This window comes from Paenibacillus algorifonticola (genome assembly GCF_050481745.1).
In the GTDB taxonomy this organism is placed as follows: Bacteria; Bacillota; Bacilli; order Paenibacillales; family Paenibacillaceae; genus Pristimantibacillus; species Pristimantibacillus algorifonticola_A.
In genome coordinates, this window is the sequence record NZ_JBCNGR010000006.1 from 16896 (window position 1) to 30528 (window position 13633).

The following is a 13633-nucleotide window of genomic DNA, read 5'->3' on the forward strand; positions in this document are numbered from 1 at the left end:
TAAGCAGATCATGGAGGGAAGAAAATGTCCAAATTAAAAGTTGCCGTTATCGGCGCGGGCTCTATATCCGATTGCCATTTGCAGGCGTATGCCAGCAATCCAGAAGTTGAAATCTACGCCATCTGCGACTTGAACGAAGGCCGGGCGCAGGAAATGGCGAAAAAATATAACGCGACTAAAGTGTTTACTGATTACAAAGAGCTGCTGGCGCTGCCTGAAATCCACTCGATCAGCATTTGTACATGGAATAATTCCCATGCCGAAATTAGCATTGCCGCCCTTGATGCGGGTAAAAACGTATTGTGCGAAAAGCCGCTCTGCCAAACCGTCGAGGAAGCGCTCGAAGTGGAGAAGGCGGTGCATCGTAGTGGCAAGCTCCTGCAGGTAGGGTTTGTACGGCGCTATAGCGACAATGCCCAAATTCTGAAAAAATTCATTGAAGAAGGCGAGCTCGGCGAAATCTATTATGCGAAAGCCTCCTGCTTAAGACGACTTGGCAACCCTGGCGGCTGGTTCTCGGATATCGAGCGCTCCGGTGGCGGCCCAGTCATTGATCTGGGTGTGCATATTATTGATATTTGCTGGTATTTGATGGGGAGGCCCAAGGTCAAGTCGGTATCGGCCAACCTTTCCAACCGCTTAGGAAACCGTTCCAACATCCGCAATCTGTCGTTCTATAAAGCAGCTGACTACGATGCGAAGGAAAATACGGTAGAGGATATGGCCAATGCGATGATTCGTTTTGAAAATGGCGCCAGCCTGCTGGTAGACGTCAGCTTCACGCTGCATGCCAAGCAGGACGAAATCTCCGTCAAGCTTTACGGAGACAAGGGCGGCGCGGAGCTTGAGCCGGAAATTTCAATAATCGGTGAAAAATTTGATACGATCCTGAATATGACGCCGCAGGTGGATTTCAAATCCTTTGATTTCATGGGCTCCTTCAGCAATGAAATCAACCATTTTATCGACAGCGCACTAGGCCGCAAGGAGACGATGAGCCCGGTAGAGGATGGCGTTGAAGTGATGAAGATTCTTTGTGCGATCTACGAGTCGGCACGTCAAGGACGCGAAATTCAATTTTAGGAGCGATGGCGATGAGTGGGAGCGAACCAAAGGATATTTTGCCGGATCAGGAACTGAAACTGAAACTGGAACTGGAACTGGAACAAGAGCACGAGCAGGAATCGGACGTTGTTGAAGCTGGCGTACATCATTTCAGTAAAGAGGAAGAGTGGGTGAAGCCTGCGGAGCCGCTGCTGAATGAGCGACTGGAATGGTTCAAGGACCAGAAGCTTGGCCTCATGATGCACTGGGGGCCGTATTCGCAGCTGGGGCTGGTGGAATCCTGGGCACTGAGCGATGACGACGGAGATTGGTCCCGCCATGATGTGGATTGGACCGACGACATGGAGCACTTCAAGCGCGAATACTTCGATCTGAATAAAACGTTCAATCCGATTCGCTTTCAGCCCGAGGTGTGGGCGGATTTGGCCGCAGACAACGGCTTTAAATATTTTTTGTTCACGACGAAGCATCATGACGGCTTCTGCATGTGGGACACGCATACGACGGATTATCGCATTACGGGAGCGGACACGCCGTTTCATAAGCATAAATACGCCGATATTTGCCGTACGCTGTTTGATGCCTTCCGCGCTAGAGGGCTGGGCATCTCGGCTTATTTTTCCAAAGCGGACTGGCATACGCCTTATTACTGGGCGCCGGGCATGGAGCGCGGTCATCATATGTGGCGCGGGCCTTCTTATGATCCAGAGCAGTATCCTTGGCTTTGGGAGAAGTTTGTAGAGTTTACGCATGAGCAGATTATGGAGCTGCTGACGAAATACGGCCGAATTGAGTGTCTCTGGCTTGATGCAGGCTGGGTGCGGGAGGGCCGGAAGGGGCAGGATATCCGTCTGGGCGAGGTTGTGGAGCGGGCACGCAAGACGCAGCCCTGGCTTCTGGCTGCCGATCGTACGGTCGGCGGGCCTTATGAGAACATTGTAACACCGGAGCAGACGATTCCAGAACAGCCGATGAATATACCATGGGAAAGCTGCATCACGATTGGCAACTCCTTTGCTTATGCCTTCGATGATAAATATAAGACAGCCAGGCAGCTGGCCCATATTTTGCTGGAGGTCGTAGCCAAAGGTGGGAATTTGGCGCTGAACGTAGGGCCGCAGCCAGATGGCCGCCTGCCGGCAGGTGCGGTTAAGAGCATCAAGGAGCTTGGAGCCTGGCTGAATGTGCATGGCGAGGGCATCTACGGAACGCGGATTTGCGGTCCTTATTTTACAGGAGATTGGGCATTTACCTGCAAGGACAATGTATCATATGCCTTCCGCCTATATGCAAATGAAAATGAGGAAGTCGATCAGCAGTTCGTCATTCCATACTCAGGCCATGTGGAACGAATTGAGCTTGTTGGAGCGGATGATCAAGAGGATGTTGCGTTTACCCGGACGGAAGGCGGATTGGCTGTAAAGCTGCCGCAAGCGTTAATTACAGAGCAGACGCCCATCACACAAACGTTCCGATTAATAACATCCTAATAAGCGTCATTCGAAATCTCGGGGGAGAATTAGTGTCCCTCGGGATTTTTTTTGCTCTGCTTATCCCTTGTATATCCTCTGCTTCCACCTTATGTATCTGCTATCCATTGGCGAAAAAAGAGAGGAAAGCACCGTTTTTCCCTGATTAAACAAGGGTTTCTGGAATATCGAGAGGTGTGAGAAAAATGCAAATTGCGCATATGAACCAACTCAAGGTACGATCAATGCAAGAAAGCGCTACCTGATAGAATAGTTTACACAAGTAACGCGATAACGAAGTTTCATCAAAAAAACAAGCTGTATAATAAAATTTGTGTTAGGTATTTTTACATTAAAATATAGAGGGAATGATGCAGATGAGTCAGAACTCGGGAACGATACCGGCACGAATGAAGCCCCAAAAAAGCATGAGCCAGAGCGAGCGCAAAATAGAGCACCCTTTTCTTAAAAGCCTCAAAAGGCATTGGCAGCTGTATTTATTGGTGCTTCCCCCGGTGCTGTATTTATTAATCTTCAAGTACATGCCTATGGCTGGCGTACAAATTGCCTTCAAAAACTACAGCGTCGTTCAGGGCATTTGGGGAAGTCCGTGGGTAGGGCTTAAACATTTTGAAACCTTCTTCAACACTCCAAACTTCTGGCTGCTGCTTAAAAATACGATTGGCATTAGCCTGTACACGCTGATTGCAGGTTTTCCGATTCCGATCCTGCTGGCTTTGGCGCTCAATGAGCTGCGAACGGGCTATTTCAAAAAGACAGTGCAGATGGTCACCTACGCCCCGCATTTTATCTCAACGGTCGTTATGGTATCCATTATTATTTTGATGCTGTCGCCGCATGTTGGCGTCGTAGACCGGCTGTTTACCTTCCTTGGCATGACCATGACCAACTTTATGGGCATACCGGAATATTTTAAATCGATTTATGTATGGTCGGGTGTATGGCAGGGGATGGGCTATTCTTCGATTATTTATATTGCTGCGCTTGCCGGTGTTGACCCCTCGCTCTATGAGGCAGCTCGAATGGATGGGGCCTCCCGAATCAAAAAAATATGGCATATCGACATTCCGAGCCTCATCCCCGTCACCGTCATCCTGCTGATTTTAAATCTCGGCAGCATTATGGGCGTTGGCTTTGAGAAAATTTATTTGATGCAAAATCCGCTGAATACGAGCGCTTCGGAAGTCATTTCCACTTATGTGTATAAGGTCGGGTTGATTGGAGCGAATTTCAGCTTCTCCTCGGCGGTCGGATTATTTAATTCAATTATCAATCTGGTTTTGCTTATTTTGGTCAATGCAGTTTCCCGAAAAGTCAGTAAGAACAGCTTATGGTAAAGGAGGAGGAGGCCATCTATGTTTAATCGGAATCGAATTAAAGACCCACTCGGCGACCGCGTGTTTATGGGCATCAATTATTTATTTCTCGTGCTGGTGCTGATTGTCGTCGCATATCCGCTGCTCTATATCGTCAGTTCCTCCTTCAGCTCCTCCCGGGCGGTTACAGCCGGGCAAATATGGCTGCTGCCGGTCGATTTCAACATTAAGGCGTATATTTCGATTTTTAAAAGCACGCAGCTGATGATGGGTTTTTATAATACGATCATCTACACGGTAGTCGGAACGGCGTTCAATGTCATCCTGACGGTGATGCTGGCGTATCCGTTATCCCGCCGAACGTTTTATGGCCGCGGCGCCATCATTATTTTTATGATGATCACGATGTTTTTCGATGGCGGTCTGATTCCGACGTATTTGCTGATGAAGGATCTTCACCTGCTCGATACGCGCTGGGCGATGTGGCTGCCGGGGGCGCTGGCGGTGTTCCAGGTCATTGTGGCCAGAACCTTCTTCCAGTCCTCTATTCCGGATGAATTGCGGGAGGCCGCTGAGGTCGATGGCTGCAAGGACATTCGTTATTTGGTCAGCGTTGTACTGCCCTTGTCGAAGCCGATTTTGGCAGTTATGACGCTTATGTATGCGGTAGGCCATTGGAATGCTTACTTTGATGCCCTCATTTATTTGCGCTCTGAAAATTTATTCCCGCTGCAATATGTGCTGCGCAATTTGCTCATTCTGAACGCGGCCGATCCGGCAATGCTCGCCAATACGAGCCAGCAGCTTCGTGATCAAGGGTTTGAGCAGGTGCTTAAATACGCCTTGATCGTTGTAGCGAGCATCCCAATTTTGATCATGTACCCATTCGTTCAACGGCATTTCGTCAAAGGGGTTATGGTTGGTTCCTTGAAAGGGTAGGGCATCTGTGATGTCCGCCATCTGGAAGCCTTCTTGGAAGGAGGCGAAGGTTGAACGGGCTTCCAGGCAGGGTTCAATATAGTGCAGTAACAGACAATTAAGTGGCGTTCATTAAAAAGGAGGAGTCTGGTTTGAAAAAATCTTGGATTTCGATGTTGGTGCTTGTCTTTACTACGGTTGCCGTACTGTCGGCCTGCAGCTCTGCGCCAAGCAATAATACACCAAGCAGCGGCGGCAGCGGGGAGAGCACAGGGCCTGTAACGATGACTTTTTTTGCTCCACAAGGCAAGGCACCTATGGAAGATAATGAATTCACGAAATTCATTGAAAACAAGTTTGACGTGAAGCTGAAATGGGATCTCGCTCCAACAGATGCGCTTCAGGATCGCAGGCAGCTGCTGCTGGCGAGTGGCGATTATCCCGAAGTATTCCTCCATGGCAAGTTTACAACCTCAGACCTTCAAACCTACGGGAGTCAAGGGATTTTCCTTGGGCTGAACGATTTAATTGCGCAGCATGCTCCAAATCTCACGAAGATTATGGAAGAAAAACCGTATTTCAAAGAGGCGATCACCGCTCCGGATGGTAAAATTTACGCCCTGCCTATTTTTAATGAATGCTACCACTGTACGTATGCTCAGAAATATTGGATTAATACCGAGTGGCTCGACAAGGTTGGGCTAGAAATGCCGAAGACGACCGATGAGCTGTATACCGTTCTTAAAGCTTTTAAAGAAAAAGACCCTAACGGCAATGGCAAAGCTGATGAAATTCCGCTTACAGGTGCTCCGAACAAATATGTGTGGAACGGGAATATTGACGCTTATTTAATGAATAGCTTCATCTATAACGACAACGACAAATATTTAATCGTCAATGACGGCAAGGTTGATTTTGCCGCTAACCAAGAGGGCTGGAAGAAGGGTCTGGAATACATGCACAAGCTGTATTCGGAAGGCTTGATCGACCCGGCTGCTTTTACGCAGAATGACCAAGCAGTAGGACAGCTCGGCAACAGGGAAGGCGACGAAGTGGTCGGCTCCATTACGACTGCGCTCGTAAGTTACTTGGTCAATACGTACGATAAGACGATTACGCGCCATCAGCATTGGGATATCGTGCCTCCGCTCAAGGGGCCGGATGGTGTACAGACTACAGGCGCTACGCAAAGCGTAGGCGAATTTGAGTTTGCGATTACGAATAAAGCTTCGGAGGCGCAGCAAATCGCAGCGATTGAAATTATTGATTACATGTTCAGCGAAGAAGGCGCGCTTTATGCGGAATACGGCCCGACGGAGGGCAAGGGCTGGCAAATGGCTGGCGCCGATGAGAAAAATATTAATGGCGAGCCTGCCAAGTACAGCTACTACAACCTGCCTGAGCGTGATCCGAACGTCGTCGTTAACGAAAGCTGGTCGCAAATTGGCGCACATGATTTGTCCAATACGTTCCGCAACTTGTTTGTAGAAGGGCAGGACCCTCTAGTGTCCGAAGGCTATGGCACTCGTCTGGCACAGGCGACGAATGTGTATGCGCCTTATGCACCGAAGGAAGTGTATCCTTCGAATGTCTTTATTCGTCCAGAGGATACGGAAGCAGCTGCTCAGCTGACAACCGCTGTCAAAGATTATGTACAGACGAATATGGCGCAATTCATCCTGGGCAACAAGAGCATAGAGAAAGATTGGGACAGCTATGTCAAAGGCTTCGATGGACTGGGCCTGAGCAATTATTTGGCGATCTACCAGCGTGCGATTGAGAAAAAATAAAATAGCATAAACGTTTATTCTACGGGGCTGCTCCTTGTTGTCAGACATGACTCGGAGCGGTCTTCTCCTATGACAGCCCCGCTTCATCCTATATAATAAATGAATATTTTGAAGGTTGTTGTCACGTGTATAAAAAGTGAGGGGGGACCTCGGAGATGAACAACAATTGGTTTAGACGTTTGCTGCTGTCCTATTTGCCGGTCTTTTTTATTGTGACGACGATATTGTTTATTATTTTCTTTCAGCTGTTCAATGAGCAAAATCGCAAAGAAGCTTTAAAGGCCAATGAATTTCTGGCGTCCCAAGTGATGCAGTATTTGGACAATTCGCTGCGCTCGATTGATTTTAAAGTGCTGCGGGAAATTTTGACGAATCCGGATTTGAAAAATTATTATACGGCTGCTGGCAGCAATGATGTGTACGCCGGCATTCAGGTTCTTGACGTCATTGATGAGCTGAAAATCAATTTCCCGTTAATCGATTCCATTTATTTGGTCCGGTACAAGGACAATATCGTATTCAGCAACGGGAAGGCGGTACCGATTGAGGAGTTTCCAGACGCCTCTTTTATAGAAGAAAGCCGCAGCAACCCGACGCGAAAATGGGTGGATTTCAGAAATTTTAAGGCTCTTCCTTCACAGACGGCGCAGCAGGTCGTGACGCTTGTTCGCGGCATGGAGGGCGGAACTGGCCTTGTGGTCGTCAATGTGGATTTGCAAACGCTGCGGAAGTCGATTATGCAGATGTATGATCCCGAATATACGTTTGTTAATGTGATCAGCAGCTCCGGCGGGAATTTGTGGGGGGAGCAGATGCCTCAAGGCGCGGGCGCTAAGCCTGCTTCTGGCGAGGTTTTCTCAACCTTTACATCCAGCTACAGCGGCTGGAAGGTAGAGACGGGGATTAATAATGGGAAAGTCGTTAAATTTGCGCTGCAATTTTATAATATATGGTTTGCTTTTGCGATCGCAGTTGTGCTAATCGGCGTCATTTGGGTTATTTACGTCACTCGAAGAAACTACAAGCCTATCCAGCAAATTGTGACGTTAATTCAGACGGTCGCCTCGCAAAAACAACCAGGAATGAGCTCTACGAAAGAAAATGAGTTTCGGTTTATTCAAAACACGCTGGAGCGGATGATCGATCAAACGAAGCAATATCAAGAAAAATACGAAGAAAATCTGATTTTGCAAAAGAAATATTTTTTTCAGGAGCTGCTTGAAGGAACGCGTCCTTTCACGGGCAGCGAGCTGCAGGCTGAAATGACGAAGTTTAAGCTTCCGGACCTTGACTGCAGATGGATGGTCATGGTTGTGGAAATTGACCGTTATCCGCAGTTTGCCGCTGACTATCATCAGCATGATCAAACGCTGCTCAAGTTCGTCCTCTCTACGGTGCTGCAAGAAAGTGCCCAGCAGGAGGGGGCGGACGTATGGGCGGAATGGATATCGGAGCGCCGGCTGCATGCGATTCTTTGGCTTTCCGAAACGGCGTTGTCTGAACAGATTGAGCGCAAGGTGCTGTCCGGCTATTTGGAGAAGGTTGGGCAATATTTGAACTTCACCGTTACGATTGGGACGGGTGGGGTGGCGAGTGATGTACAGGGCCTTAGAGCTTCGCTCAAGGAAGCTTCCCATGCTTTGGACTATAAAGCAGTGCTGGGCATGAACCGAATGGTTTCGTATGGGGAAGTGCCGGATTCTAAAAATGATGTGTATGAGTTCCTCAAAACAATTTCCCTGTTCGTGCAAGCGATGCGGCTGTCCGATGAAACGTGGGAAAAGCATTTTGAACGTTTGTTTGATCAAATCAGCGCCTCCGTGTTGTCCCGTCAGGAAATAATGAATACGGTGCAGCTGCTGTTCCAGCATTATAATCGGGAATTCGCCGAGCTGCCTCGTGAATACCAAGACCTGTGGTCGGCCTCGTTCGACCGCCTCCTTCGCGGGCTGGAGGAATGGGAAGTGCTGGATGATCTGCGGCTGCTCTGCTGGGAGACGTTCCGGGAGCTGGCGGAGCAGATGCAGGCGATGCGCTGCAGCAAGAAGCATCGGACGCATATTTTGGAAATCCGCAAGTACGTGGAGGAAAACTATAATAACCCCGAGCTTTCGCTGAATTATTTAAGCGATTTGTTTGATATTAACCCGAAATATTTAAGCAAGCTGTTCAAGGATGAAGTTGGCGAGAAGTTCGTCGATTTGCTCATCAGCCACCGTATAGAGCGGGCGAAGCAGCTTATGCTGGAGACGGACAGGGCGATTCAGGAAATTAGCGAGGAAGTGGGCTATACCAACTACAACTCCTTTAATCGGGCTTTTAAAAATGTAGTAGGCATAGCGCCGAGCGATTACCGCAAGGCGATATGAGCAGGTTATAGCGGCAATGATAGGTGCGAACAAGCGTTATAAATAGATAGTAGGTAGCGGAGCGGGCGGCTTCACAAAATAAACGGCGGTAGTTTATTGTGATTGCACAAAAAACTATCGCCGTTTGTCTTTTATAAGGGAAAGTCCGCTGTTCAAGCTTATACGGAATAGGAGGCTTAAGCGGAGTCTCGCGGAATTAAGGTGGCGCTGAGATGCAGCCGCTCCATCGGTGTTCCCGGCCGTTCAATGCGGCGCCACAGCGCTTCGATTGCACGACTGCCAAGTGCTTCCTTGCTGAGATTTACGGTGGTGAGCCGTGGAGTCGTATGGGCGGCTGCCTCCACGTTGTCAATACCCGACACGCGAGTCTGCTCAGGAACCGCTATGCCCATCCTCTGCAGCTGCTGCATCCATTGCATGGCGATGTCGTCATTGGCACAAATCCATGCATCAGGCCGCTGCTCTGGTGCCAGCTGGGCAAAACGTTCCGCAGTGGCGGCGAGCCAATCCTTCTCTTCATAGGCCAGCTCCCACTCCTGCAGCTTCGCTTCTGGGCCGCCGTAGCGCTCCAATGCGGTTCTTACGCCAATCCGTCTTTCGGCAAAGCTGGCAGAACGGCCATCATCACCGAGAAAAATAAGGCTTCTGCATTTCTGGGCAACCAGCAAATGATGGGCAATGAGAATTCCCGCTTCAATATTCGCATGATTGACCGAATCAAAATCAAGCAAAGGCTCATTATGATCGAGCAGCACGAGAGGCTTGCCAGTGCGGGCCATAAGCTGAAGGACGGCATAAGGGTATGCGCCCATGACGATAAGTCCAAGGCAGTTGTTCCAGTCCAAGTGCGGCGCAATAATTTCCTGCGGCGATAAATCGGACACGGCCGGAAGCAGGGCAGGCTGGGAGACGATAACATGAGGCCATCCCTTCTCGCTGCACCCGGAAATGATTCCTTCGAGCACCCGCTGCCAATAAAAAGGATCGACTCGGTTGGAAGGGTTCATGCAGATCAGGACAAAGGAAGAAGCGGCATCGGGAGCAGGTGAAGGCGCCTTCTGGGAAGGAAGCCCGTAGCCAAGCGTCTTGGCAAACTCTAAAACCCGCTCGCGCGTGGCCTGGCTGACACCAGATTTTCCGCTAAGCGCGCGGGATACCGCATATTTGGATAGGCCGAGCTGATCGGCGATCATTTGGATCGATACTTTACGTGGCATGTTGTTCTCCTTAGGTGATGGGACTAACAAACGTCATGCTAAACTCACGCTAAATAACAGCGTTGACGTTTGTTGGCAAAAGTTATAGACTGGCTTTATCATAACGTTATTATATAATAACCTAACAAAAATAACAATATTCATTTGGAGGGTCTATGAAAATTTTAGTGTTTTACGATGAGGCATTTCCTTACGAGGGTGTGCGTCCCTCGCCGGAAGTATGGAAGAAGCTTTCCGTATGGGCTGAATTCGCCGATGCACATACGCTATCCGCTCGTTTGGCGGAGGAGAATTGGGAGACGCTTATTCATTTGCACGGCCCGTATTTTCCAAAATCCGCATGGGGCGGTGTGAAAGCTCATCTGGACCGAGGAGGCGGCTTGCTTCATGCAGGCGGTGCTCCTTTTCGCAGGCCAGTTGTGAAAGAGGGGGACGGCTGGAGAGTGGAGCGGGAGCAGACCGCGTATCATCAGCTCTTAAATATCCATGATGCGCTACCTGCATCCGTTGAGAAAGTAGTACGGGCAGCCGCATCGGCCGAATTCCCGCTGCTTCTGGGGCGCGAAGCGCTTTTTGGCATGGAATCGACGTGGGGACTGACGCTGCATGCGACAAAATCAAGCGATATTCCCGCCGAGATGGGCTCGGGTGGCCCAATGGATGCTTTTATTTACCCGCTGCTTGTTGGGGTGGATCACGATGGACGCGGCAGAGCGGCTCCGGTCGTTCTGCTAGAGAACATGAAAGGGAGTTTTGCAGGAGGCCGCTGGATATTGATCAATCAGAAGCTGGGGCAGCCATTTTGGGACGGTGCAGGTGTTGCGGACACAGCGGACACAGCGGACACAGCGGACACAGCGGACACAGCGGGCGTTGCGGGTGCTGAGCTGCTTAAGGAGCTCGCTGAATATGTCGGACGAGGCGTCACAGAATTGTGGTTGAAGCCCAATTACGCCGCCTATGAGCGGGGTGAGCAGCCTATTTTGACGCTTCAATTGCAGTCGTTGTCCCGTACCTGCTTAATCGAGCAGAACTGGACGTTCAAGCTGAAGGTAGAGTATGAAGGACAGACCTCTGTTTGGGAAAGTACGCTGCAAGCGGAGACGGGGCCGCGGCGTCGGGATTTGCAGCTGCTCCGTATTCCTGTCCCAGTACCAGCAGTGGCGGGCCTTCACTCGATCACCTGCGAAGCCCGCTCTGATGCAGGCGAAGTTCGGCTGATGAAGCAGGCTTATTGGGGAATGGACAGGGAATTGCTGAACAGCGGGGAGCTGCTTGCCTGCGGAAGAGACTATTTTTACCGCGGCGGACGCCCTGTACCTATCGTCGGCATGACGTATATGGCTTCCGACGTGTCGCGCAAGTTTCTCCATTTGCCGAATGTGAGCCGCTGGGAGCGGGATATGGCCGAGATGCGAAGGGCTGGAGTCAATCTGATACGGACCGGCATTTGGACGGGGTACCGCAATATGATGTTCGCCGATGGACATGTGGCCGAGGATGTGCTGCGGGCTATCGACGCTTTCCTGCTTACGGCAAAGCGGAATGAGCTGGAGGTTACCTTTACTTTCTTCTCATTTACGCCCGAGGCGTGGGAAGGAGTTAATCCGTATTTGGACCCGCGGGCTGTTGAGGCTCAAAAACGGTTCATCGCTTCCATCGTCTCCCGCCATCAAGCCACGACGCACGTCCATTGGGATCTGATCAATGAGCCTTCGTTATTCGATCCGGCGCGTGTATTCGAAGGGCCGAGAGCGCTTGCGGACCGCTATGAGCGGGCAGCGTTTTCCGAGTGGCTGGAGGAGCGCCACGGCAGCGACCTTACCCGGCTTCAGGAACGATGGAATATGACTCCCGGAGAGCTGCCATCCTTTGAGGCGGCGATGCCGCCGGACCCGGGCGATACCCATTTTGACAGCGTGCTGTTGCCGAAAAAATGGGGGCCATGGCTGGACTATGCGCTGTTCACGATGGATATCCACAATCGCTGGGCACTGGAGTTGGCCTCCACCATTCGCAGCTCCAATCCGCGCCAGCTTGTGACGGTTGGGCAGGATGAGGCGCTGGGCGGGCAGCGGCCATCCCCCTTTTTCTACGGTTCCGTAGTAGATTATACGACGGTACATAGCTGGTGGCTGATGGATCAGCTGGTGTGGGACGGAATTTTCACCAAAACGTTGGATAAGCCAAACTTGACCCAAGAAACCGGCATTATGCATATTCAGCGCCCGGATGGCATGGCGAAACGTTCAGAAGAAGAGCTGCATCGCATTTTGGAGCGAAAATATGCCTACGCCTTCTCAACTGGAGGCGCCGGAGCGGTGCAATGGATATGGAATATTAATCCCTTTATGAACAATGCGAATGAATCGAATATTGGGGCCCTTCGGGCTGATGGCACCCAGAAGCCTGAAACGGATGTGACGTACGATTTTGGCCGTTTTATGCAGGGCATTGGTGGACTGTTTGAGGGGCGGGTATTGGAGGACGTTGCGGTCGTATACCCGTATTCCAATGATTTTTCGAGCCGAAAGCTGGCTTTCGAGGCTACCTCGCAAGCGGTAAGGGTGCTCACCTTCGGCATGAACATACATCCTCGGGGCGTGGGCGAATACCAGCTGGAGGAGCTTGTGCGCCAGCCAGCTAAGCTCATTATCGTGCCGAGCGCCCATAATTTTAGCGACGAAGCGTTTGAGCAGCTCGTTAGTCTGGCGAAGAAAGGCAGCACCGTGCTATGGACGGGGCCGCTCCGCTTGGACGCTTATTGGGGCGCTGCTAATGAGCGGCTGCGGGCTGAGATTGGTGAGACGGTGCCCGGCAACGTGCTTCGTGAAGAGGCGCTGCTGCTGGGCGGCAAGAGGTACAGCGTATCGTTCGGCGGACGCAAAATCGGGCAGCTGGCTATCGATCGGCCAATTTCGCAGTCTGGCAGTAGTAGCAGCAATACTAGCAAATCCAGCGGTGCAAACAGTGCAAACAGTGCCAGCAGTGCCAGAAATGCCAACAATACCAACAATATTAGCAATATTAGCAATACCAGTAACACCAACAATACCAATAATGCCATCAATGCCGGCCAAAGTCCGGTCAGCATGGCGCTCGGTGCAGGCAGCTTCATCTGGTGTCCGCTGCCGCTGGAGCTGAATGATAGATGGGAGCCACTGCAGGAGTTGTACGAGGAGGCGCTGCGTGCTTCCGGCGCCGAGCGTGGGCTGGAATGGCTAAGCGGCGGCGACGCTCCGGGCGTTTATGGCCGGAAGCTGCAATTTAATGAAGGCAATCTTTATATTTTCGTATCCGAATATAGCAGTGATATGGAACTGGAAATACGGGACCCGTTGACTGGCGCTCAATATGCGTTTGTTTTGGAAAAGGAACGGACGGTCATGTTCGCTGCCGACCACGAAGGACAGCTATTGTCGGTGTATCGCCCTGAGCAAGTGAGCATCAGAGCTTTCAAACGCTAAA

8 protein-coding genes are annotated in these 13633 nt (G+C 50.7%); 7 read left to right on the forward strand and 1 reads right to left on the reverse strand.

The window, feature by feature from the left end; all coding sequences use genetic code 11:
* The first annotated feature begins 24 nt into the window (after nt 1-24).
* The 6 genes from ABEW34_RS03705 to ABEW34_RS03730 all read left to right on the forward strand — a co-directional run bounded on the left by ABEW34_RS03705 (nt 25) and on the right by ABEW34_RS03730 (nt 8948).
* On the forward strand, nt 25-1083 hold the full coding sequence (locus ABEW34_RS03705; protein WP_430154967.1) for a Gfo/Idh/MocA family protein: 1059 nt from the start codon (nt 25-27) through the stop codon (nt 1081-1083).
* A gap of 11 nt (nt 1084-1094) precedes the next feature.
* Nucleotides 1095-2555, forward strand: a complete 1461-nt coding sequence (locus tag ABEW34_RS03710) for an alpha-L-fucosidase (protein WP_430154969.1) — start codon at nt 1095-1097, stop codon at nt 2553-2555.
* A 347-nt stretch (nt 2556-2902) separates the two neighbouring features.
* Nucleotides 2903-3892, forward strand: coding sequence for an ABC transporter permease (locus ABEW34_RS03715; protein ID WP_430154971.1), 990 nt, complete (start codon nt 2903-2905; stop codon nt 3890-3892).
* A gap of 18 nt (nt 3893-3910) precedes the next feature.
* Complete coding sequence (locus ABEW34_RS03720) at nt 3911-4810, forward strand: carbohydrate ABC transporter permease (protein ID WP_430154973.1); 900 nt, start codon at nt 3911-3913, stop codon at nt 4808-4810.
* 131 nt (nt 4811-4941) lie between these two features.
* Nucleotides 4942-6579 carry an ABC transporter substrate-binding protein gene (locus ABEW34_RS03725; RefSeq protein ID WP_430154975.1) on the forward strand — a complete coding sequence of 546 codons (1638 nt, stop codon included), beginning with the start codon at nt 4942-4944 and terminating at the stop codon, nt 6577-6579.
* 155 nt (nt 6580-6734) lie between these two features.
* Entirely contained in the window at nt 6735-8948 is a 2214-nt protein-coding gene (locus ABEW34_RS03730) for a helix-turn-helix domain-containing protein (protein WP_430154977.1), read from the forward strand.
* 176 nt (nt 8949-9124) lie between these two features.
* Here ABEW34_RS03730 and ABEW34_RS03735 read toward each other — a convergent pair whose 3' ends face one another.
* Nucleotides 9125-10165 carry a LacI family DNA-binding transcriptional regulator gene (locus tag ABEW34_RS03735; RefSeq protein WP_430154979.1) on the reverse strand — a complete coding sequence of 347 codons (1041 nt, stop codon included), beginning with the start codon at nt 10163-10165 and terminating at the stop codon, nt 9125-9127.
* Between the two features lie 155 nt (nt 10166-10320).
* On the opposite strand from ABEW34_RS03735, the gene ABEW34_RS03740 reads away from it, so the two are divergent.
* A complete protein-coding gene (locus ABEW34_RS03740; protein WP_430154981.1) occupies nt 10321-13632 on the forward strand; it encodes a glycoside hydrolase in 3312 nt (1103 codons plus the stop codon).
* Nucleotide 13633 lies beyond the last annotated feature (1 nt).

What these genes read in the sequence shown, in the direction of transcription:
- ABEW34_RS03735 (WP_430154979.1), bottom strand. Translation starts at nt 10,165, where the DNA reads ATGCCACGTAAAGTATCGATCCAAATGATCGCCGATCAGCTCGGCCTA.
- ABEW34_RS03710 (WP_430154969.1), top strand. Translation starts at nt 1,095, where the DNA reads ATGAGTGGGAGCGAACCAAAGGATATTTTGCCGGATCAGGAACTGAAA.
- ABEW34_RS03705 (WP_430154967.1), top strand. Translation starts at nt 25, where the DNA reads ATGTCCAAATTAAAAGTTGCCGTTATCGGCGCGGGCTCTATATCCGAT.
- ABEW34_RS03730 (WP_430154977.1), top strand. Translation starts at nt 6,735, where the DNA reads ATGAACAACAATTGGTTTAGACGTTTGCTGCTGTCCTATTTGCCGGTC.
- ABEW34_RS03720 (WP_430154973.1), top strand. Translation starts at nt 3,911, where the DNA reads ATGTTTAATCGGAATCGAATTAAAGACCCACTCGGCGACCGCGTGTTT.
- ABEW34_RS03715 (WP_430154971.1), top strand. Translation starts at nt 2,903, where the DNA reads ATGATGCAGATGAGTCAGAACTCGGGAACGATACCGGCACGAATGAAG.
- ABEW34_RS03740 (WP_430154981.1), top strand. Translation starts at nt 10,321, where the DNA reads ATGAAAATTTTAGTGTTTTACGATGAGGCATTTCCTTACGAGGGTGTG.